Origin of the sequence: Pseudomonas sp. (assembly GCF_051660785.1) — a bacterium.
Taxonomy (GTDB): domain Bacteria; phylum Pseudomonadota; class Gammaproteobacteria; order Pseudomonadales; family Pseudomonadaceae; genus Aquipseudomonas.
In genome coordinates this window covers 17788-38072 of the sequence record NZ_JBOFQE010000083.1, presented here as the reverse complement: position 1 = coordinate 38072, position 20285 = coordinate 17788, and the positions used below count along the sequence as shown (strand labels likewise).

The 20285-nt window shown below is 59.9% G+C and carries 36 protein-coding genes; 23 read left to right on the top strand and 13 right to left on the bottom strand.

Translation table 11 applies throughout. The features are described 5' to 3' along the window. Positions 1-598: 598 nt before the first annotated feature. From ACRC4F_RS22345 to ACRC4F_RS22315, 7 genes are all read right to left on the bottom strand, one after another. A complete protein-coding gene (locus tag ACRC4F_RS22345) occupies positions 599-922 on the bottom strand; it encodes an HNH endonuclease (protein WP_438661303.1) in 324 nt (107 codons plus the stop codon). Positions 923-995: 73 nt separating this feature from the next. Continuing rightward, a complete protein-coding gene (locus ACRC4F_RS22340; RefSeq protein ID WP_438661302.1) occupies positions 996-1469 on the bottom strand; it encodes a hypothetical protein in 474 nt (157 codons plus the stop codon). After that, a complete protein-coding gene (locus ACRC4F_RS22335; RefSeq protein WP_438661301.1) occupies positions 1459-1656 on the bottom strand; it encodes a hypothetical protein in 198 nt (65 codons plus the stop codon). Before ACRC4F_RS22335 ends, ACRC4F_RS22340 begins: the two co-directional genes overlap by 11 nt. Then, positions 1653-1889, bottom strand: coding sequence for a hypothetical protein (locus tag ACRC4F_RS22330; RefSeq protein ID WP_438661300.1), 237 nt, complete (start codon positions 1887-1889; stop codon positions 1653-1655). Before ACRC4F_RS22330 ends, ACRC4F_RS22335 begins: the two co-directional genes overlap by 4 nt. Further along, positions 1886-2095 (bottom strand): hypothetical protein, encoded by a 210-nt coding sequence (locus tag ACRC4F_RS22325; protein ID WP_438661299.1) that lies wholly within the window; start codon positions 2093-2095, stop codon positions 1886-1888. Before ACRC4F_RS22325 ends, ACRC4F_RS22330 begins: the two co-directional genes overlap by 4 nt. Beyond that, entirely contained in the window at positions 2088-3098 is a 1011-nt protein-coding gene (locus ACRC4F_RS22320) for a hypothetical protein (protein WP_438661298.1), read from the bottom strand. Before ACRC4F_RS22320 ends, ACRC4F_RS22325 begins: the two co-directional genes overlap by 8 nt. 41 nt (positions 3099-3139) lie before the next feature. Next, positions 3140-3598: a phage regulatory CII family protein gene (locus ACRC4F_RS22315; protein ID WP_438661297.1), complete on the bottom strand. Its 459-nt coding sequence runs from the start codon at positions 3596-3598 to the stop codon at positions 3140-3142. Positions 3599-3814: 216 nt separating this feature from the next. Here ACRC4F_RS22315 and ACRC4F_RS22310 point away from each other — a divergent pair, with 216 nt between their 5' ends. Next, entirely contained in the window at positions 3815-4303 is a 489-nt protein-coding gene (locus ACRC4F_RS22310) for a hypothetical protein (RefSeq protein WP_438661296.1), read from the top strand. A 305-nt stretch (positions 4304-4608) separates the two neighbouring features. Then, a complete protein-coding gene (locus ACRC4F_RS22305) occupies positions 4609-5046 on the top strand; it encodes a hypothetical protein (protein ID WP_438661295.1) in 438 nt (145 codons plus the stop codon). A 79-nt stretch (positions 5047-5125) separates the two neighbouring features. Here the strand turns inward: ACRC4F_RS22305 and ACRC4F_RS22300 are convergent, their stop codons facing one another. Then, positions 5126-5371, bottom strand: coding sequence for a transcriptional regulator (locus tag ACRC4F_RS22300; RefSeq protein ID WP_438661304.1), 246 nt, complete (start codon positions 5369-5371; stop codon positions 5126-5128). Positions 5372-5396: 25 nt separating this feature from the next. On the opposite strand from ACRC4F_RS22300, the gene ACRC4F_RS22295 reads away from it, so the two are divergent. The 21 genes from ACRC4F_RS22295 (at position 5397) to ACRC4F_RS22195 (ending at position 18463) form a co-directional block, all read left to right on the top strand. Next, positions 5397-5879 (top strand): helix-turn-helix domain-containing protein, encoded by a 483-nt coding sequence (locus ACRC4F_RS22295; RefSeq protein ID WP_438661294.1) that lies wholly within the window; start codon positions 5397-5399, stop codon positions 5877-5879. Between the two features lie 183 nt (positions 5880-6062). Beyond that, positions 6063-6566, top strand: coding sequence for a hypothetical protein (locus tag ACRC4F_RS22290; protein ID WP_438661293.1), 504 nt, complete (start codon positions 6063-6065; stop codon positions 6564-6566). 126 nt (positions 6567-6692) lie between these two features. Further along, positions 6693-7193 (top strand): hypothetical protein, encoded by a 501-nt coding sequence (locus tag ACRC4F_RS22285; RefSeq protein ID WP_438661292.1) that lies wholly within the window; start codon positions 6693-6695, stop codon positions 7191-7193. Between the two features lie 130 nt (positions 7194-7323). Continuing rightward, entirely contained in the window at positions 7324-7458 is a 135-nt protein-coding gene (locus ACRC4F_RS22280; RefSeq protein WP_438661291.1) for a hypothetical protein, read from the top strand. Between the two features lie 8 nt (positions 7459-7466). Next, positions 7467-8117 (top strand): hypothetical protein, encoded by a 651-nt coding sequence (locus tag ACRC4F_RS22275; protein WP_438661290.1) that lies wholly within the window; start codon positions 7467-7469, stop codon positions 8115-8117. 35 nt (positions 8118-8152) lie between these two features. Further along, on the top strand, positions 8153-8362 hold the full coding sequence (locus ACRC4F_RS22270; protein WP_438661289.1) for a hypothetical protein: 210 nt from the start codon (positions 8153-8155) through the stop codon (positions 8360-8362). Further along, the gene (locus ACRC4F_RS22265) at positions 8359-8571 is read left to right on the top strand and encodes a hypothetical protein (protein ID WP_438661288.1); all 213 of its coding nucleotides are present in this window, start codon (positions 8359-8361) and stop codon (positions 8569-8571) included. The genes ACRC4F_RS22270 and ACRC4F_RS22265 overlap by 4 nt, the downstream gene beginning before the upstream one ends. Further along, positions 8559-8792, top strand: a complete 234-nt coding sequence (locus ACRC4F_RS22260; RefSeq protein ID WP_438661287.1) for a hypothetical protein — start codon at positions 8559-8561, stop codon at positions 8790-8792. The genes ACRC4F_RS22265 and ACRC4F_RS22260 overlap by 13 nt, the downstream gene beginning before the upstream one ends. A gap of 15 nt (positions 8793-8807) precedes the next feature. Beyond that, positions 8808-9401: a DUF1566 domain-containing protein gene (locus ACRC4F_RS22255; protein WP_438661286.1), complete on the top strand. Its 594-nt coding sequence runs from the start codon at positions 8808-8810 to the stop codon at positions 9399-9401. Positions 9402-9436: 35 nt separating this feature from the next. Further along, complete coding sequence (locus ACRC4F_RS22250; protein WP_438661285.1) at positions 9437-9931, top strand: hypothetical protein; 495 nt, start codon at positions 9437-9439, stop codon at positions 9929-9931. A 26-nt stretch (positions 9932-9957) separates the two neighbouring features. Continuing rightward, a complete protein-coding gene (locus ACRC4F_RS22245) occupies positions 9958-10335 on the top strand; it encodes a four helix bundle protein (RefSeq protein ID WP_438661284.1) in 378 nt (125 codons plus the stop codon). A gap of 215 nt (positions 10336-10550) precedes the next feature. After that, positions 10551-11663: an RNA-directed DNA polymerase gene (locus tag ACRC4F_RS22240; RefSeq protein WP_438661283.1), complete on the top strand. Its 1113-nt coding sequence runs from the start codon at positions 10551-10553 to the stop codon at positions 11661-11663. Continuing rightward, complete coding sequence (locus ACRC4F_RS22235; RefSeq protein WP_438661282.1) at positions 11660-12541, top strand: phosphohydrolase; 882 nt, start codon at positions 11660-11662, stop codon at positions 12539-12541. Before ACRC4F_RS22240 ends, ACRC4F_RS22235 begins: the two co-directional genes overlap by 4 nt. Then, positions 12538-12969: a hypothetical protein gene (locus ACRC4F_RS22230; protein WP_438661281.1), complete on the top strand. Its 432-nt coding sequence runs from the start codon at positions 12538-12540 to the stop codon at positions 12967-12969. Before ACRC4F_RS22235 ends, ACRC4F_RS22230 begins: the two co-directional genes overlap by 4 nt. Continuing rightward, positions 12966-13511, top strand: coding sequence for a phosphohydrolase (locus ACRC4F_RS22225; protein WP_438661280.1), 546 nt, complete (start codon positions 12966-12968; stop codon positions 13509-13511). The genes ACRC4F_RS22230 and ACRC4F_RS22225 overlap by 4 nt, the downstream gene beginning before the upstream one ends. Beyond that, positions 13508-15445 carry a DNA cytosine methyltransferase gene (locus tag ACRC4F_RS22220; RefSeq protein ID WP_438661279.1) on the top strand — a complete coding sequence of 646 codons (1938 nt, stop codon included), beginning with the start codon at positions 13508-13510 and terminating at the stop codon, positions 15443-15445. The genes ACRC4F_RS22225 and ACRC4F_RS22220 overlap by 4 nt, the downstream gene beginning before the upstream one ends. Then, entirely contained in the window at positions 15442-16173 is a 732-nt protein-coding gene (locus tag ACRC4F_RS22215) for a hypothetical protein (protein WP_438661278.1), read from the top strand. Before ACRC4F_RS22220 ends, ACRC4F_RS22215 begins: the two co-directional genes overlap by 4 nt. Further along, the gene (locus ACRC4F_RS22210; RefSeq protein ID WP_438661277.1) at positions 16170-16679 is read left to right on the top strand and encodes a hypothetical protein; all 510 of its coding nucleotides are present in this window, start codon (positions 16170-16172) and stop codon (positions 16677-16679) included. The genes ACRC4F_RS22215 and ACRC4F_RS22210 overlap by 4 nt, the downstream gene beginning before the upstream one ends. Then, a complete protein-coding gene (locus tag ACRC4F_RS22205; protein ID WP_438661276.1) occupies positions 16676-16849 on the top strand; it encodes a hypothetical protein in 174 nt (57 codons plus the stop codon). The genes ACRC4F_RS22210 and ACRC4F_RS22205 overlap by 4 nt, the downstream gene beginning before the upstream one ends. A 103-nt stretch (positions 16850-16952) precedes the next feature. After that, positions 16953-17234, top strand: coding sequence for a hypothetical protein (locus tag ACRC4F_RS22200; RefSeq protein WP_438661275.1), 282 nt, complete (start codon positions 16953-16955; stop codon positions 17232-17234). After that, positions 17138-18463: an Arm DNA-binding domain-containing protein gene (locus tag ACRC4F_RS22195; RefSeq protein WP_438661274.1), complete on the top strand. Its 1326-nt coding sequence runs from the start codon at positions 17138-17140 to the stop codon at positions 18461-18463. The genes ACRC4F_RS22200 and ACRC4F_RS22195 overlap by 97 nt, the downstream gene beginning before the upstream one ends. 183 nt (positions 18464-18646) lie before the next feature. Here the strand turns inward: ACRC4F_RS22195 and ACRC4F_RS22190 are convergent, their stop codons facing one another. From ACRC4F_RS22190 to ACRC4F_RS22170, 5 genes are read right to left on the bottom strand one after another with little or no spacing between them, the layout of a single operon-like run. Beyond that, positions 18647-18838: a hypothetical protein gene (locus ACRC4F_RS22190; protein WP_438661273.1), complete on the bottom strand. Its 192-nt coding sequence runs from the start codon at positions 18836-18838 to the stop codon at positions 18647-18649. 2 nt (positions 18839-18840) lie between these two features. Further along, entirely contained in the window at positions 18841-19275 is a 435-nt protein-coding gene (locus ACRC4F_RS22185; protein WP_438661272.1) for a DUF1353 domain-containing protein, read from the bottom strand. After that, positions 19259-19465, bottom strand: coding sequence for a hypothetical protein (locus ACRC4F_RS22180; RefSeq protein WP_438661271.1), 207 nt, complete (start codon positions 19463-19465; stop codon positions 19259-19261). The genes ACRC4F_RS22185 and ACRC4F_RS22180 overlap by 17 nt, the downstream gene beginning before the upstream one ends. Before the next feature lie 2 nt (positions 19466-19467). Then, entirely contained in the window at positions 19468-19983 is a 516-nt protein-coding gene (locus ACRC4F_RS22175; protein ID WP_438661270.1) for a TIGR02594 family protein, read from the bottom strand. After that, positions 19980-20282, bottom strand: a complete 303-nt coding sequence (locus ACRC4F_RS22170; RefSeq protein WP_438661269.1) for a phage holin, lambda family — start codon at positions 20280-20282, stop codon at positions 19980-19982. The genes ACRC4F_RS22175 and ACRC4F_RS22170 overlap by 4 nt, the downstream gene beginning before the upstream one ends. Positions 20283-20285 lie beyond the last annotated feature (3 nt).

Here is a 20285-nt window from a genome sequence, read left to right as displayed (position 1 = left end):
GTTGTTGTTCTGCTGGTGGCTGCTGCTGCTGCTGTTTGTGTGTTTTACTGTCACTGCAGGATCCTCAAAATTGGCAAGTGTCGAAGAAAAATTAATTTTGGTTGATTTTACATGATTTTCTATGCTCATGAAACATGGAGTGTTTCTTTCTAGTTTCTTACCATGAATGGAAAAGTACAGCTGTTAGGAGTTTGTAACCTTGAAGGCCGAGGGAGATATAAGGTGCAGGGAGCCCTCCCTTTGCCCTTATGGAAAGAAAATTATATATGATCAGTCAATATATTAAAGAATTTTCAGTATATTGGTAATTATATAGAATAATACTTTGTGGTAATATATTACAATATACTGAATACAGTGGCGTGCGGTGGTGTTTTAAAATGAGGAGGTAGTTTTATATAGCTATATGCATGTATGTGTGTGTGTGTGTGTCCCTGTTACACTTAATGTTGTCACATTTTCCTGGGTAAATAAATATTACATAAAAAGAGAACAAATATAATTATATTTTGTATTTTATTACTATTATTTTTTATTTAATTTAATCATTTTAAAACTAATTATACATTTCATTGTGTATTTTTATATTTACCACCCCCTACCCTTTGTGCCAGTGGTGGCCCGGATCGACCGGAATTCCGTCGAGGCTGCAGCCGACGACCTTGCCAGACCGTTCAAGCCGCTGCTTGTGGCTGTCGTGGCAGGTCTTGCACAGCGCCTGGTGGTTCTTCGGATCCCAAAAAAGCTTGTGGTCGCCCTTGTGCGGAACGATGTGATCGACAACCGTCGCTTCGACGATCCGCCCGAGCTGCTGGTGCATCACGCACAGCGGATGTTCCTGCAGGTAGCGTTCTCGGTAGGCCTGCCAGCGCCGGTTATAGCCGCGCCGCGCAGCTGATTGTCTCGGTGATGGATTGGACATGGCGGGCTGTAAACGACAAAGCCCGCAACACATGTCGCGGGCTATATTTTTCAGGCTACCACACGTGTCAACCCTACCTCCTCAACCTGCCAAGCTGGCCATCCATTCGGCGCTCTGCTTCCATCAGGGCAGATAACCCATCGCGTACAGCTTCGGGGAATCGCGACACATCACGCTGACCTGTACCCTTGCAGACATGACATAGCCGCTGCTCGATGTTGAGCACGCCACGCCCGCCACATGTCTGGCAGCGCAAGTTATTCCAGACATCCAGCGATTGGAACGCTACATCCTTCAACTGACCGGCGTTGATGCCCTTACCCTCTAGCGCCTTGGCCAGCGTGAGCACAACTTCCCATATCAGGCTGGCCGCTGCCCCTCCAGAGTCCTGCGCCTCGCGGTATCGCACCAGCACGAACCCAAGCGGGTTGTGCTGGCCTGCGAACCCCAGCGCCATCGCACAATCATAGGGCCACTTCTCCCAGGTCAGGTTGCCCGAGGCTGTCGCCGCAACAGCCGATTCGACCCGCACCAGATCATCTTCCATTGCCCACCCCTTTCAGCTTGCCGGCCACGGCCAGCTTGGTCAGTTGGCGGATGCGCCGCGCTTTGCGCCGGCGATCCTGTTCCCGCAATCGTTGCTCCTCGGCCGCCATCCCTGCCCGCATGCTGCGCAGGCGGTCGATGATCAGTGCCGGATCCTCGTACATCCAGCCAAACGGCACACTCGTCATTTCTTCGCTTTCTCCCTGGCAATGCTTTCGCGAATCCGGCCGGTGATCCCGCGCCGGCTGTCCTGCTCGATCGCCTGCGCCAGCGCTCCGATGGCCACCTCAAAGGCCCTGCTATCGATCTGCGCCGCATGGCGGAAAATGTGGCGGTTCCATTCCATGTCGATGCCGAAAAAGCGCGCAACCTCCTCCAGTTGCGCCGCCGTCCGGCCCGAGACGACAACAGGCCCGCTCACAGCGCCACCATCCCGTCATCGGCGTCATCGTCGAAAGAACGGTCGCCCGCCTCACGGTCGCGGAAATCCGGGCGCATGCCGCGCCGAGGCGGCCGGATAAACTTCTCGCCGAGCACTTCCTCGGCCATCTCGCGGACGTGCAGCGGCACCGACTCGCCGGCCTCGTACCGGGCTTTCACCCGCCTCCATGGCGACAGATCAACCATAGGCCAGTTCCTGCAACTGAGCCGCTCGGCCACGCCAGGCCGCCAGCACCCGGCGCTGATACTCGGAAAAGCCCTCGCTGCCGCTCTTGTCCCAGAGCGGAATGCCGAGTTCATCGGCCTTGCGGTTCAGCCCCTCCCAGGTCAAATGCCAGACCTCAGCGGCCAAGGCCACTCCCCCTCTGGATACCTTGCGGCCGTCCAGCACCCGCTTGACGAAGATGTCGAGGAACCCCACGTTCAGCGCCGCCGTGTTCTTCGAAACATCACGATCGATCACAGCGAGGCAGTACGCTTCGGCGATCTCCGCTGGTGTGATGTCCTTGGCGATCCAATCGGTTATTCGTTCGTCACTTGTCACCACCTTCGCCCGCCGGCCGCGATGGCGCTCGTGCAGACGTATCCACTCAGCGACCGGCGCAGCGGCAAGAGGCAGCTGCAGCACCGGGGCTGTGGATAACAGCCGCTCTACCGTTAACGGTTGTGCTGCTGCTGATGCTTCTACGGAGATATGGTTTACTCTTTCTCTTGAGGTGTGCCCCTCATCGCGGTTTTGGGTATGCCCTTCATCGTGCCCTTCATCGGCCGCTTTTCCTGATTCGGCGCGGCTTTCACTGTGCCCCTCCATGCGCCCTTCGTCTGTGCCCCTCATGTGCCCATCATCTTTTGGACGAGAGGAAGCGCGGCGCGCCTTCGGAAGAAAAAAAACGAGCACCTCGCCGTTTCCACAAGGGCGAATCAGTCCCGCCTTCTCCAAGCCATCCAGGGCGCTGCGGATGGCCTTCTTCGATGGCGAACCGCACTCAGACGTATGCCGCCCACGTACCGGCTCGACGTAAAGCTCCTCGGTCAGCCCTTGCAGGCTGATACCACGCGTATCACCGACACGGCCGGTAAAGCGATCCATGTACCAGCGCAGCACTAGGTAGAGCCAGCGTTGCATCAACGGCAGGCCGGCGAGGCCCTCCATCTCCGGTGCAGAAAAGGCGATGGCCTTCTCGATCACAAGAAGCCACCCAGGTTATTGTTATTGACTAGCATGCAGACCTACTCAGCCATCCCCTCAAGACGGCCAAGCATCGCCACCATCGTCTGCTGCACCCGGTAGATCGCTGCCTTGACATCAGCCAACTCTGCTTCATCAACACGACCATCAGCCAGCGCCTCATCCACCGCTCGACCGACATCGCCATTGGCCCGCCATACGTGCGTCACCAGCTCCAGCACCGCCAGATCACCAGCCGGCGCACCATCCGTCGGCAGCTTGACGAACACCCCGCCGCGCTGGCGCGCTGCGGCATGCGCCAGCTCATCTGAGTCACACAGATCGATGATCTCTTCCGCCCGATCCAGGCTCAGGAAATGCCGTTCATTTCCGACCAGTTGATTCCGCAGAATCTGCGGCTTGACCTGGTGATCTGGCGACGACAAGGCCGCCGCCAACGCCTCTTTGCCACCCTTGAACTTGCTGGCAGCTCGATTGACCGCGATGAGCAAATCACTCATGTGTGTACACCCCTTGGCTCAAACGTTTGTCATGGCCGCGACAGCACCTAGAGTCGCTTCAACGGCACGGGAATAAAAAACCGGCGCCCGAAGGCACCGGAAACGATCCACCCAGGGAGGTAACAATGGACCGCAAGGAGAGACAAAAAGATGGCCATTCCAATCGCGTAAGATGCGGATACGACTCTCATCAACTCACGGAGACAGGAACGGCCCATGGACCTATCACTCATTGCCGCCGCCAACAGCGCCCTGAGCGCGGCCCGAGAAATCGGGAAAGCGGCGGCCGGCATTCGGGACTTCAACCAACTGGCGACGGTCGTTGCCCAACTGAACGAGCAGATTCTCAAGGCGCAGGACAGCCTCTTCGCGCACAACACCCAACTCTTTGCCCTGCAACAGGAGAACTTCGACCTCACAGGCAAGCTGGCCAGAGCGGAGGAGAAACTGGCGGATCGCGGCCGCTACACGCTTGTCGAGATTTCCGACCGCACATTTGTGATGGGCCTCAACAAGCGAATAGAGGCGACCGCTCACGACATGGCGCATGGGCTGGATATCGAGCACTACCTGTGCCAGCCATGCTTCGACAAGGGGATCAAATCGGTCCTGCAGAAATACAGCTTCTACGGTGCCATCAGCCTCGAATGCACCGTCTGCAAGGAGCGGTTCAGCACCGGGCAGACCGAGCTCTACTCCATCTGATTCAGGACGATTACCTTCGACGTGCTCAAGAATTGGCTGAAAACCGAGATCGAGCATGGCCTGCCGACCATCAGGCAATTCAGCGACTAGGATGCACACTTCGGCAATCGTCGCGAGGACTCCCCGGGAAAAGTCGCCCTGCTTCGCGCTGTGCCCAATCTGCCATGCGCGCAACGTCTCTGGGTGCGTCAGTGTTCCACCATGCGCCAACGCCATCTGCTGCAATGCGGACAGCAGGGAGCGAATATCCCTTGAGCTTGCACAGAAATCACGCATGTAGCACCTCACCACGAAAGGAACGACCCATGGAAATCACAGCCGCACTCAGCTCACTCTCAGCCGCAATCGGACTAGTGAAATCCGCATCTGACGCTCGGGACGAAGCAAAGATCAACACAGCCATGAGTGAAGTGAATCGCCGGTATTTCGAGTTATCCATGGCGGCCATCGAGCTTGTTGAGAAGTGCAACGCGCTTCTGTGCACCAACGCCGACATCCAGACTCAACTTAGTGAGCTTCAACGCAAGGCGCGCGAGCGTGAAAATTACCTTCTGCACGAAGTAGCCCCAGGGCGGTTTGCATACCGCTTCAATCCAACCAACGACACGGGCGATGCCCCCCACTACGTTTGCCAGACATGCCAGGACAAGGACATCAAGTCTGTGCTGCACGTAACAAATGATTCGATGCTGGGGACCACGTACCAATGCCTCAACTGCAAGGACCACACGTTTTATGCGTGACATGTCAGGCCACCTCTCGATCAGGCATGGGGATGTATGGCTCGGGATGTGACATGGTTCTATACCTTTTGATCGGCCATCACGCAGCCTCTCGATCAGGATTATTTGTTCCGTGCAGGTTGGCCCCACCTCCGCTAGCTGGCAGGCCATCGGATGGATTCGGGTAGATATCCGGCCGTAGCACATGCGGCGTCACCTGCCAACCAGTTGCTTCGCAAACGGCCAGCACGCGCCCTGCCGGCACACCTGCGGATAGCCATTTATAGACTGCTTGTGGCGACAACGGTGGGGCAAAAAGATTGCCTATGCCTGAGAGGCCAAGCATATCTATGACAGGTTGCAGTGAGCTCATGCCACAAATTAAACCACAGGTTGATTTCATATTCAACCCACGGTGTATTCAACGTGAAGTTGATGTGCGAGAACATCCGACGATGACGACTGAACTTGGCGACTACATAAAAATCCGACTTAAGGCGCTCAAAAAGACGCAGGGCTGGCTTGCGGAAAAAACCAACGTCTCGAATAACGCCGTCTCAAAGTGGGTAAAAACGGGGAAGATCAGCCGAGAAAACTTTCTGTTGATCATCCCCATGCTAGGAGGCAGCGTTCCTACGCTAACTACCAGCAGCGATGACAATCCAGTTGCATCCCTTGTCAGCGAGCCACACGCGCCTGAGTACTTAAAGCACCGACCAATCAACAATCAGCGCGATCAAGACACGGCAGAACTGCTGGCAATCGCCAACATGCTCGACAGCACCGGCCTTGGTATGCTCATTCAGGAAGCACGCCGAATCCAGCGGGAGCGACCTATTTCGAAAACTGCGTAGTGATCGATATGCACACATGGAGGCAACATAGTGTGCAAGCAGAGTTGTTTACTAGCGATTGAACAAAAGTCGCATGAAATCAATTCAATATCACGTAGTGTCTCAGTTTGAAATCATCGCATCCTGACACAGACACCTCGTAGTACTAACCATCAGCACCACCCTACTCCGCCTATATCAATCATGGCTTTGATCAGTTGTCACGAATGCAAGAAGGAAATTAGTAGCGAGGCAAAAGTTTGCCCGAACTGTGGTGCAGAACCACGCCAAAAGTTCAAGATTGGTCGCACAATACTTTTGATTATGGTCGTCATTGTCATCGGCAAGTGCGCCACCATGCCAGATAAATCAGAAAAACAGGCTGCAATGTCGCCCGAAGAAAGAGCGGCACAGCAAAAGGCAGAAGAAGACTCACAACGCCGCCACATCGCTGCCGCTTCAGGGATGCTGGCCATCAAGAAATCGCTTCGAGACCCCGGAAGCGTCATCTGGGAAACCGTGCTGGTCAACGACGATGCTTCGACTGTCTGCATTGAGTATCGTGCCAAGAACGGCTTCGGCGGGTACAGCAAGGAGCACGCCGCCTTTTTTGGCAACCGATCGAGCCAGACTGCCACAGACTGGAACAAGCAGTGTGCAAACAAGACCATGCATGATCAAAAACACTCTGCACTTGCTATTAAATAGGCACGCAAACACCAAGGGCAACCGCCTCCGGGCGGTTTTTTTACGACCCTCATAAAAAATAAACCTAAGGTTGATTTAAATATTAAACCTGTGGTTTAATCGCTCTGCCAACATTTAGAGCGAACCATGCCCCCCCTCACCAACCGTCAACAACCGCAAAAAAGCCTGCACACAGCGGGCCTAGGCAATAGTCCTGATGGTTCACCGGTATCTCAGCATTACCAGCAGCGCCAGAGCCGCCTGCTGGATGCGGGCTGGATCGTCATGGAATGGCTGGCCAAGCCCATCCTTCTGTGTCTGCTGCTTTGCCTGCCAGTAGCGCTCGCAAGCCTGGATGAAGCGACGACGGTTCATCCAGTACAACCGAGCCGCGATTGCGTCCGCTTCATGACGGCGGATGGCGGCTCTGAATGGCGTCGGCTGCTCTGCTTCAGCCGCGAGTTCGCCGCGAACTGGGCCGATCAGTTCGTTCAGTTCCTTCCGTACATCGCGGAAAAGTGCGAGCCGATGGCCAATCAGCAGGCCCAGCAGGAATGTCAATACCGGCAGGAACGGCGACGCCAGAAGCTCGTTGAGCATGGGTTGATTCTGGTTATTGCCGTGGTGATCGGAGCGGCGGCGCTATGAGCCCGATCTTCTACGGCGGTTTGGTCTTGCCTTTCATCGTAGCACGCGAATGCCAGCGCACCAGGCATGACGGCCGTGAGAGACCGACCCCCACCCCGCACTCCAATTCTCCAACCATCAGGAGGCCATCATGAAACTCACCCTCGCTGCCCTAAAGGTTCACCTCGCCCATTGCTCGGCCTACCCGAGCATCCGCCGCAACTTCGGCGTCATGTTTACCGCCAGCGGCATCCCCGAAGTCGGCGTTCCACCCGTCCGTCGCTGAGGCATGCCATGACGACAAAGATCATCACCGTCACCCCGACCCCGCGCACCATCCAGCGCAAGCTCGAACAGCTTGAACTCGACCACCTGCGCGAATTCATCAAGCAACAGGCTGCCGTCATCGAAAACCTGTCCAACCAATTGGAACTCGCCAACGATCACGCCGAATACTGGCGCGACTCCTGGTTCGATCTGAGCAACTCCATCGCCGAGGAAACCGGCACCGCCATCGGCTTGACCAAGACAGGCGAACTCGGCCTGATCGCTGCTTCACAGACCCAGGCCGCCTGCGCCATCGGCGAGAAGTGGCCAGGAACCGACGCTCTCTATGCCGGCCTCTCGCTCTCCAGTGACAACACCCGGCCGGTGCACTTGATCGTTTGGCCGGAGGCCGATACCACCGCACGCGACCACGCCGCTGCGACCGCCGCCGCCAAAGCGGTCAATCCGGAGCACAACAGCCATCTACCCACTCGCACCCAGGCCATCGCCCTGTACGAAAACCTCAAGGCCCACTTCGACGAAACTTGGTACTGGACGGCAACAAAAACGGCAAGCGGGAAAGCGGCTTTCGTCCAGCTCTTCGACGACGGCCACCAGGACTACTACGACCTCTCTGCGGAGTGCCGAGTCCGTGCCGTCAGCGAGATTCCACTTTAGTCCTTCAATCCTTCACCACTTGATAGGAGGATTCCATGCCCAACCTCGCCCGCCCAATGCGCACCTCGATGCGCCACTACGAGGTCACCATGCACCGGCGCCCGACCCTCAACGCGGTCCAGAACGCCCGCCGTTGTGTTGCCTACGTAACGGCCGAAAACCCTGCCGAGGCCATGAAGGCAGCCGAGCGTCAGTATGACAAGCAGGCCTTCAAGTCGGTCTCCGCCCGCGAGGTGCGGCCATGACCACCGCCCAAACCATCCCCTACACCGCCGACACCCTCATCGACGAGGTGGTACTGATCGCCCGCCCATCCACCATGCGCGGCCTGTACCTGATCAGCGACGGCAAGCGCGTGATCGTCTCGCCCGTCGTGCCGCCCGGCTTCTTCAAGATCGCCGTCAAGGCCAAGCCGCACGCCGCAAACACGGAGGCCATGCCATGCGCCGCCTGATCGAATGGCTTTACGCGACCGTGCTCGGTCTGCGTGTGCGCTCGCACGAGCAGCACATCGCCGACCTCGAAACCCGTCTCTTACTCCTGCTCGACGCCCTGGCGGCGACCCGGGTGGAGATCGAACGAACCGCCGGCCGGCTGATTGTCGCCCGATTGCGCTGCAAGAAACTCTGGCAACACCCGGCAACGGACAGACCAGCCACCTCCAAATCCACCTAACCACCAGGAGCAACCATGCAACATCAACTCCCCGCACTCGGCACCGCCATGGAAGGCGGCTTCTTCGGCGGCATCATCAACGTCGCCGGCCTGCACAAGGGTGTCATCTGGGCACCGAAGAAAGAAGGATATTTCCGCTCGATCCTGCTCGCCGCCGGCAAGACCGTCGCAGGCGCCGGTAGCCCGTTCGACTGCCATGCCAACACCCAAGCTTTGCTGGCTGCCGGCAGCCCCGCCGCTGAGCGCGTCACCACTCTGAACATCGGCGGATTCAACGACTGGCTGATCCCCTCCCGCGACGTGCTCGAACTCGGCTACCGCCACTTCAAGCCGACCACCCACCGCAACTACTGCAGCTGGCGCGATGGCGAAAACCCCAACAGCATCCCGTCCGGCTGGCTCTACACCAGCGACAGCCCTATCCAGACCCACCAGGATGTCTTCAAGGACGACGGCGAAGAGGCCTTCGAACCCGGCTGGTACTGGTCGTCGACCGCTCTGCCCAATGGCGATACGGCTTTCGACCATTACTTCCTCAACGGCATCCAGGGCCTCAACGACCTCTCTGCGGAGTGCCGAGTCCGTGCCGTCAGGCTGATTCAACTTTAACCCTTGAATCCTTTAATCCTTATCAGGACGCCGCCATGAAACTGCATATCGAGAATCTCCACGTCACGGTTCACGCCTCTCCCCAGCAGCCCGCAGGGCTGCTCGCGACGCTGGCCATTGCCAATGCGGCCAGCTCCATCGGCAGCCAGGCCGCGCCGCAGATTGGCGAAAAGTGGCCGGGCACCGAGGCTACCTATGCCGGCGTGTCGCTCTCCACCACCGGCGACCGCCTAGTGCATCTGCTGTTGTGGGACGAAGACGACAGCACTGCGATGGACCACGCCGATGCCGTCAAGCATGCCGAGTCGGTCAATCCAGCCATGGCCAGCCACCTCCCGACCCGCCACCAGGCCATCACGCTGTTCGACAACCTGCAGGACTGCTTCAACAAGGACTACTGGCACTGGACCCTGACGAAGACCAAGAGCGGGAAAGCGGCTTTCTTCCAGCTCTTCCTCAACGGCTACCAGGGCGGCCTCGGCCTCTCTGCGGAGTGCCGAGTCCGTGCCGTCAGCGAGATTCCACTTTAGTCCTTTAACCCTTTAGTCCTTCAGTCATGCTTCATACCGACCTGCCGATCTACAAAAAGGGTTACGACTTGCTGACCCTGGCCGCCGATGTTCAGCTGAACATGCCCCGCACGTTCAAGCAGAGCCTCGGCAAGCGGGTTCACGACGAGTGTGTGGATCTGCTGCTGGAGATCGGCTACGCCAATGCCAGCCGCGGGGAGCAACGTTGCGGCCACATCCGCAACGTCCTGCGCGGCCTGGAAGTGGTGTCGTTGATGATGCGCGTCAGTTTCGACAAGAGGTTCATCTCTCACAAGATGTGGGCCCAGAGCATCGAAATGACGAACACCATCGGCGGACAGGCCGGCGGATGGCTGAAGAAGTCAGCAACCGCGCCTGATTCACAGGGGCCAAGGCTCCTATGACCGTGCGCTTTATGAATCTGGTCGCGCCCCTGCCCCACCAGGGCACGGACATGCACACCACGGAGACCGCGGCGCCTGACGCTGGCCGGTCCGGTGCAGTTTCCTTGTCGAATGCTCGGCAAGGCGACGTAGCCAGCGCGAACGAACGGCTTTCAACCAGAACTTCAACAACGGCAACCAGAACAACAACGACCTCTCTGCGGAGTGCCGAGTCCGTGCCGTCAGCAGATTCATCCAACTATTGTTTCGAATTGCTGCTCCGCGCCTACCTCGACTGCCGCAAGCACAAGCGCAACAGCGCGAGTGCCCAGGCTTTCGAGGAAGCGCTGGAGCGCAATCTTTGGGCGCTGCACCAGGAACTGCAGGCCGGCACCTACCGGCCCGGCAAATCCATCTGTTTTGTCATCACCCGGCCCAAGCCCCGCGAAGTCTGGGCAGCCGATTTCCGCGACCGCATCGTGCATCACCTGCTCTACAACGAGGTTGCACCGCGCTTCCACGCTCGTTTCATCGTCGACAGCTGCGCTTGCATCCCCGGGCGCGGCACGCTGTACGCCGCCGAGCGGCTGGAATCGAAGGTCCGCAGCATTACCCAGAACTGGAGCCGGCCGGCGTATTACCTCAAGTGCGACCTGGCCAACTTCTTCGTCAGCATCGATAAGCGCATCTTGCGCGATCTGCTCGCCAGGCAAATCACCGGCGCCTGGTGGATGCAACTGGCCGACACGGTACTGTTCCATGACCCGCGCCAGAACTTCGAACTGCGTGGCGATCCGCGCCGCCTGGATCTGGTACCGCCCCACAAGCGGCTAACCAGCCAGCCGTCCCACCTTGGCCTGCCCATCGGCAACCTCAGCAGCCAGTTCTTCGCCAATGTCTATCTCGATGTACTCGACCAATACGTCAAGCACGGTTTGCATGTCCGGCACTACATCCGCTACGTCGACGACTTCGTGCTGCTGCATGAGTCGCCGCAGTGGCTGAACGAAGCCCAGGCCGGCATTGAGCAGTTGCTGGCCGAGAAATTGGCCGCCCGGCTCAACCCGAAGAAGACCATCTTGCAGCCGATCGACCGTGGCATTGATTTCGTTGGCCAGGTCATCAAGCCTTGGCGCCGCACGCTACGCCGCCGGACGTTCAACGAAGCGATCCAGCGGACACACCGGGTTGATGCGCCGGATATCTTCGCCACCGCCAACAGTTATTTCGGCTTGCTACGCCAAGCCACCCACAGCCACCACGACCGCGCCCAGCTCGCCAACGTGCTTCGCGATCGCGGCCATTGCATCAAGGCCGACCTCACCAAGACCTATCGGAGATCCGCATGAGCATCCCGCCCACCCTCTGTATCTACCACCATGGCTGTGCCGACGGCTTCGCCGCTGCCTGGGCCGTCCGTCGCTACATGCATCAGCAACAGGCCGCCGGGTTCGGCGCACAGGCCACCGGCGAGCCGGTCGATTTCCATCCCGGTATCTATGGCGAGCCGCCGCCGGATGTCACCGGCCGCAGCGTGATCATCGTCGACTTCAGTTACCCGCGTAGCGACATGCTGCGTATGGCCGAGCAGGCGCACTCGATCTTGGTGATCGATCACCATCAGACGGCCGCGCAGCAGCTCTGCGACCTCCCCGCCAATATGCGCACTGTCTTTGACATGCACCATTCCGGCGCCGTGCTCACCTGGCAGCAGCTATTCCCGGGTGAAATGCCCCCTGTGCTGTTCGATCACATCCAGGACCGCGACCTGTGGCTGTTCCGCCTACCGATGACCCGCGAGATTGTCGCGGCCCTGTTCTCCTATCCGATGGATTTCGCCGCCTGGGATGCGCTCATGCAGCGGCCGATACGCGATCTGGAGACCGAGGGCCGATCCATCCTGCGGCAGCAGCGCCAGCATGTCGACGCGCTGCTCGATAATCTCACCCGCTGGGTGCACTTCGGTGATGCGCCCGTGCCTGCCGCGAACGTTCCCTGGTTTTACGCGAGTGAGGTCGCCGGCCGGCTGGCCGATGGCAACCCGTTCGCCGCCGCTTACCAGGACGACGACGAGGGCCGGAAGTGGTCGTTGCGCAGCGGGCCGGATGGCGCCGATGTGGCTGCCATTGCCGAAGCCCTCGGCGGCGGCGGCCACCGCCATGCGGCGGGGTTTCGTATGACACGGCATGAGGTTGCCGAGTTCGAGGCGAAGGGAGGCCGGCTGTGACGCGTAAACACTGCCGCCGTACCCACCGGCGCGAGGCGGCGCCGACGCTGGTTGCCTACTACCTCAACCCCGAGGTGAGCACGCAGGAGCGCATGGCTGTCGAGGCCATCCGTGCCGGCTGGGCCGTTGTCTGCCATTTCGATGTGCTGGCCGACTGCCGCGACATGCTGGCCTTGGGAGCCGAATTGAAGGACGACCAACCGACGCTGGCGGTCTGCGAACTCGGCCTCGTGGCTCTGTTGAACATCAAGGACCGCTACCGTTTCTGCCAGCGTATCGGCGCCAGCGGCAACGAGTTGCAGGCGCTCTATGCCCTGGTCGATGTTGCGGAGGATTTCTGGAAGCGCCAGCCGGGCAGCTTGTTCATCGATGCCGAGGCGGCGCTGTCGAAGGCGCGGGCGGAGCAACGGGAAAGGCGGGCGGCATGAGACACAGCATCCGCCCCGACATCCTGACGGTGTCGGGCCATTACTTCGATTTTCTGCAACCGCAGAACAGCACCTTTGGTATCGAAGACATAGCGCACGCTCTGTCGCATATCTGTCGGTTTGCTGGCCATACCCAGAGCTTTTATTCAGTCGCCCAACACAGTGTGATGGTCTCCAAGATCGTGCCGCCGGCCGATGTTTTGGCCGGTCTGCTGCACGATGCAGCCGAGGCCTTCATCGGCGATGTAGCGCGGCCACTCAAGCAGTTGCTGCCGGACTACAAGGTTATCGAGAAGCGTGTCGAAGCCGCAGTCCTGGCCCGCTTTGGCCTCGACTTCATCCCGCCGTCGGTGAAAGAGGCGGACATCATCATGCTGGCCACCGAGCAGCGTGACTTGATGGCCCCGCATGACGATGAGTGGTCGCTGATCGCCAATGTGACACCGCTCCGTGATCGGATCAGTCCTTGGACCCCATTCGAAGCAAAGACCGAATTCCTAGGCCGTTACTTCGAGATCGTTGGTTCTGAGGTGAAGCCATGACCGCCCGCCAACCCATCTACCTCAACCCCGACGACCTGCGCGAAGTCCGCCACTTCCACCTGTTCGGCGCTATCGGTGGCGGCGCCAAGGGCTTCATGCGCGGCAAGGCCCGGATCGGCAACATGGTCGCCCGGCCGCGCTGCATCGGTTCGGTCGACGTCGATGCCGCCGCCAACCGCGATTTCAAGCGCCTGGTCGGCGTCGAGGCGACGACGCTGGATCTATTCGACCGCGACCAGTACGAGGCCTTCCACGGCCACCCGCCGCCGACCGGCTGGCGCGAGGCGATGCCGGAGGATATTCGCCAGGCCGCCGGCCATGAGTTCCCGCACGTCGTCTTTCTGTCGGCGCCGTGCAAGGGCTTCTCCGGACTGCTGAACGAGACGCGCAGCAAGACGGACAAGTATCAGGCGCTCAATCGCCTGACGTTGCGCGGGGTCTGGTTGATGCTGGAAGCCTTCCGGGATGATCTGCCGGAATTGATCGTTTTCGAGAACGTACCGCGCATCGCTACCCGTGGCCGGCATCTGCTGGACCAGATCGCCGAGTTGTTCCGCGCCTATGGTTATGCCTGGGCCGAAACGACGCACGATTGCGGTGTGATCGGTGGCCTGGCACAGAGCCGCAAGCGCTTCCTGGGTGTCGCCCGAAATCTGGCCAAGGTACCGCCTTTCCTTTACGAGCCGGCACAGAAGCGCCCGCAGGCGGTCGGCACGGTGCTGGACCGGATGCCGCTGCCGGGTGATCCGGCCGGCGGCCCGATGCACCGGGTACCGAACCTGCAGTGGAAGACGTGGGTGCGGCTGGCGTTCGTCGAGGCGGGCAGTGACTGGCGCAGCTTGAACCGGCTGGCGGTGGAGGACGGGTGTCTGCGGGATTTCTTGATTGTGCCGGACAAACGGACAGGCGCTTTCGGCGTGCATCGCTGGGAAGATTCGGCCGGAACCGTTCAGGGCGAAAGCCTGCCGAGCAACGGTGCTTTCTCGATCGCCGATCCGCGCCCGCCGGCCGGTGCCCTGGAGTATTCGCAGTACGGCGTGATGCGGATGGAGGATACGGCCGGCGCTGTGATCAACGTGAAGTCACCCGGGCAAGGGACGTTCAGCGTGGCTGATCCGCGCCACCTCGGCCCGGCGAAGCACAGCAACGAGTTCCGCATCGTGCCGTTCGACCGCGCAGCCATGGCCGTGACCAGTGCCCATGGATCAGGGCAGTGCGTTGCCGATCCACGGCCGGACTACGGCCCCAATACCCATCCCAACATCCTCGGCGTCACTTCATGGGGCGATCATTCTGGCGTTGTGAGCAGCGAGGCAAGGCCGACTACCGGACGCTTTGCAGTAGCTGATCCCCGTCGCGTCGGCGACACCTACGGCAAGTACGCGGTCACCGACTACGGTCAGGCCGCCGGCACCGTTATTTCCGGGAGTACCACTGGCCAGGGCGCCTATGCCGTCGCCGATCCCCGCCCGGCCGGTATTCCGCAGGCCGGTGACCACTACCTGACCGGTGGGCATTACGGCGTCCGCCGCTGGGCGGATACGAGCGGCGCTGTGGCCTCTGCCGCTTGTCACGACAATGGCTTCTGGTCCGTCGCCGACCACCGCATGCCGGCAGCTACTGACAAGCTGGTTGCCGTGATCCGTTCGCTGGACGGCACCTGGCACCGGCCTTTCACGACGCTGGAACTGGCGGCCCTGCAGAGCCTCGTCGATCCGGAGGAAGTGCTTGAGCTTGACGGTCTCAGCGACAGCGACTGGCGCGAACGGATTGGTAACGCCGTTCCACCAGCTGCTGCCGAGGCGATCGCTTCCACTATGTATCAGACGCTGCTGTTGGCCTGGTCGGGGGAGACGTTTCTGTTGTCGTCGGCACCGATCTGGGTACGGCCGGTGGCGGTGGCGCTGTCTGTGGCGCAGGGAGGTGTGGCATGAAAGAGCGTCCGATCCTGTTTAACGCGCCGATGGTGCGCGCTTTGCTGAATTGCACAAAATCGCAAACTCGACGGGTGGTGAAGCCAGTCGGCAGCGATGATGGTTTCGTCCTGCTCGATTATGGGCAAGGCCCGTGGCCGTACCGCTCTGACGACGGTGACAGCGCGATGCGCACTGTCAAGCGCAGCGGAAAGCTCTACCTGGATGAGACACCGCACGCATGCCCCTGCGGCCGGCCCGGTGACTTGCTTTGGGTGAAAGAGACCTTCAAGCCGATCGCCAGCGGAGAAGTAAAGAACGGGTACGGAGAGGTGAGATACGGCTACGCCTATAAGGTCGACTCGGCGGTACGCTGGAATGAGCATCAAACGATCATCCATGACCTGACTGGCCAGCCAGAAACAGGGCCGATGCAGTTCCAGCCGCGCCCATGGAAACCGTCAATCCATATGCCACGTCGAGCCAGCCGCATCCTGCTGGAGATCACTGGCGTCCGTGTCGAGCGGCTGAACAGCATTAGCGAAGAAGACTGTTGGGCGGAAGGGATCGAGGAAGTCATGCACGACTTTGACGAGGCATCGCAGTTCGCAATGTCAAAGCGCCTCGGGTGTTCATTCGAGGACGCAAAGCCACTATTTGCGCAGCTATGGGAATCCATCAACGGCCCCAGATCGTGGGAGGCCAACCCCTGGGTGTGGGTTGTCGAATTTCGGAGGATTGAGAAATGAACGAACGCGAACAAATCCTCGCGCTGGCTGGTGAGCCAATTGGCTTTGTGTCGGAAGAGGTGGTTCAAAGTTTGAAGAAGGGTGCCAGATGGGGAGCCGCAAGAATCTCTCCAACCCTTGATGATGAATACCCGGATTTGATTTCTCCTATTTATGGTCCTGACCAACTCCTAGCCGCCCGCAAGCCGCTGGAGGAAGAGGTGGAGCGGCTTAAGGTTGGATATACGAGGGAGCTTGATGCGGTATCCATGCGCAACTACGATCTCCGCCAGCAACTCGCTGAAGCGCAGGCTGTGCCAGATGGGTTCGTCGAAGTGATGGCCGCTGTTTTCCGGGAGATCGAAGCCATAGGCGAGCATGGGAAGGGAAACGCCCCTGGTCACTGCCATGAAGTTCCTGGCGTATGGGACGGCGATAACGGGCAACTGGCTGGTCAGCCGTGCGCGTGGTGTGCCCTCTGGAACAAAGCCAGTGCCATACAAGCCGAGCGCGGAGGTTCCTCATGAAGATCAAAGTCGAGCAGATGGCCTGGGGCGGAGATCGCCGCCAGGTCAAGATCAAGGTTTCGGAGTCGGCGAGGTGGATTGATTTCGGAGAGATGAACTACACCGAGCGCGCCGAACTTGCGGAGCAGCTTCGGCAGATGGCGAACGAGTTGTTGAGGACTGGGGTATGACACCCCTCCCCTACGACTACGCCCGCTGCTCAGGCGCCAACATCGACGGCGAGCGGCGCGAGGGCTGCGAGCATCGGATTATTGAATCAAACATGGAGGTAGCATGATCAACTCCGCACAAGTCATCCTGCCCATTGAGTTCATCCGGGCGGAGCTATACTGCCAAATCACCGGGGAGTCGATGGAGGCAATCTACAGCCACATCCGTGATGGCAACTGGGCGGCCGGCAAGCACTACAAGCGGACCGGACAACGCACACTCTGGATCAACATCAAGGAAGCGCAGGAATGGATCAGGAAGCAGCCGCACGTAGAAACTGTGGTCAAGGCCTCCCGAAAGGCGTCGAAATCCGAGATGGAAAACGACGTGCGAGCCTGCGCGTAACATTCACCTACAACAGTGACCGCTGCCGCGAAACCCTTGATATTGAAGCAACGCCGGCAAACATCAAATACGCCGGCAAGCTGGTCGGCGAGATCGAGAACCGGATCGCCCGCGGCACATTCGATTATGCGGAGTTCTTCCCGAACAGCAGGCGGGCCGGTCAGATATCGCTGCAGACCAAGCGCTATACCATCGGTGAACTGGTCGACAGATTCATCGATGCCGGCCGCAAGACCGAATCAATGTCCCCCTCGACTGTCGCCACCTACGTCAAGTGGCAACGCGCCCGCCTCTTTCCGAAGTGGGGCGACCGCTGGGCCGATGAAGTAACCACCGGCGAGTTGCGCGCCTGGATTGTTGATTTGATCGCCGAGCTAGCTCCCAAGTCGGTGCGCAATTGTGTTGGCGTTCTGTCCGCAGTGCTGACCGTGGCCACGACAGACGGCTACATCAAGGCCAATCCGCTAACCCCAATCAGCATGAAGGCAATCATGCCGAAGCGCAGGAAGGCCAAGGACGAGGACAAAATCGACCCGTTCAACAGCGCCGAGATTGCCGCCATCCTTGCCGCCTGTAGCCGACCACAGGAGCGCGCCCTGTTTCAGTTTGCCTTTGCCACTGGCTTACGCACCGGGGAACTGATCGCGCTCAAGTGGAAGCATATCGACTGGATCAGGAACCAGATCCACGTTGAGGACAACATCGTCAGCGGCGAAGTCGGTACCGTCGAGAAAACCACCAAGACTGATATGGAGCGCGATATCCCGATGCTGCCAGCCGCCCGCCAGGCGCTGGAGATCATGCGCCCCATGACCAGCATGTTGAAGATCGGCGACTACGTTTTCAGCTACGACGGGAAAAACCGCTGGCGCCACGACACCCAGGTGCGCGAGCGCTGGACGATCATCCTCAAGCTGGCCAAGGTCAGATACCGGAACCCCTACCAGACGCGCCACACCTTCGCCTCAACACTGCTCATGAACAGCGAGCCAGAGCTATTGGTTGCCAAGCTGCTCGGTCATACCACGGTCGAGATGGTACGCAAGCACTACGGGCGATTCATCAAGCAGCCAGAGGGGATCGTGCTGCGTTCGGCATACGCCGAATTTGGGGCAAATTTGGGGCAGCAGACCCAAGAAAAAACCGCCTTACCTCGCCTTATGGAAAATGGCACATCGCCGGAAAACGCCGATGGCAGCAGACGAAGAAGGAAGTTGAAGGCGGTTTAAGAACTAGTCGAACTGGCGGGGCCGGTGAGATTCGAACTCGCACCGAAGGTGAATTGATTCATTGCCTTGTGAGTTCATTGCATGAATTTGGGGCAGCAGTGGGGCAAATCACGGCAGGTAGTACGGAATTTTGACCGTCTGATTGTTCACGAACCAGTGTGGGCACCGAGCATCCTGGCGCCATCAATAAACCGCCTTCAAAAACACCAGCCGCTCCCGGTCATCGTGCGTATCACCGTCCGGCGGCAGCGCCGGATAGTGCTCACGGAACTCGACACGATAGTTGCTGCGCCCGTTCTGCACGTGCCACTCGAAGTAATCGCGCATTTGCTCGACATTGAGCGAATCGGGGAAGGCATGCACATAGTTCGGCATCGTCATCCCTTCACGGCATCGGCCGGCAGGCCGTTGTCGACCAGGTACGCCGCCCGGTCCGCCCGCATTGCCCGGCCACGCTGCCACCAAGCCCACCAGCCGCCGGTCCGGACACCGGCATACAGTGTGCCGCGCAGCGCCATCCCTACCCCGCAGGCCTCCATCGCTTCGAGAAACAGCGCATCCGCCGCCGCCCGGTCACGATCCTGGATCGTGTACAGATAATCATGCAGGATCGCCGCCAGCCGGTGCTGGCCGTTGACCGAAAACCCCGGCACCCAGCGGACGATCCAGGGGATCGACGCGAGGTCGGTACGAAATCCGACCGGGATCGAGAACAATTCCCCGCTTGCTGCTCGAGCCAGCAGAACCAATGCCAGGATGAACACATCCGGCTCGTCGGCAATATCGAGAGACGGCTTACTCAGAAACTGCATCGTCGCCTCCCGCACAATCGATCACCACGCGATGCGGCGCCACCCGCTCATTGACCCGGGCACGGATCGCCGCCCGCTCCTGCCACGTCGTCGCCGCGCAGTAGTGGGTAATGCCATCCGCCGCCAGGTCGACGGTCGAGCAGCCGGCCAACAGCAGCCCGGCCATGAACAGCGGAATCGTTTTCTTCATGGTCACACCTCGTTCGTTGAAAGTTTTCCGTCGCTGGCCAGCCGCGGTAGCGGCCGGGTTATGTCCGGCGGCGCGTCATCGGCCGGCCAGCGGTAGGCGATCACGCGCCCCGGTGAGAACGGGGCGATGCTCACCCGGTCGCCCTGGTTGCCACCCAGCACCATCAGGTTGCCGGCGTTGTCGCGACCGACCACAAAGCCGACATGGCCGCCGCCAGCCCGCGAGAACACCACGATGCAGCCGACCACCGGCCACTCCAGGGAAATGCCCCAGTCCGCCCAGGCACGAGCGCGCATCCACAGTTTCGGAATCTCGTGCCCGGCCTCGCGTAGGCAATGCGCAACGAACACCCCGCACCAGGGCGTCTCGTCGTCACGCCACCAGGCTTTGAGCCTCTCCAGCCAGCCGAGGATCGTGGCGTTGTGCCGGGGACCGGGGATCTCGGCCGTGCCGAGAAAGGATCGGGCCAGCGTCAGCCAGAGAGGCGGGATCGGCCCGCGTGACGGTATCAGCGTCATTTCACCCGCTCCTCGGCCATCCGCCGGCCCCACTCGCGCACCTGGTCCGCGCCAAACAGGCCGACCGCGCCGCCGAAGAAGGTCGCCCAGCCCGACGACAAGCCCAGCGCCTGCACCAGGTGGGCGATACCCAGGGCAATGAGGCCGCACAGCGCCGCCTCCAGGATGCGCCGCGCCCAGCGCGGTTCTTTGCCGTCATAGAGGACTCGGAGAAGAGCGACAAGCGCGCCCAGCAGCGCGGCGCGGTAAGGCTCGGAGATCAGGCCGAGCAGTTCAATGAAGGGGGTGCGGTCCGGCATGCG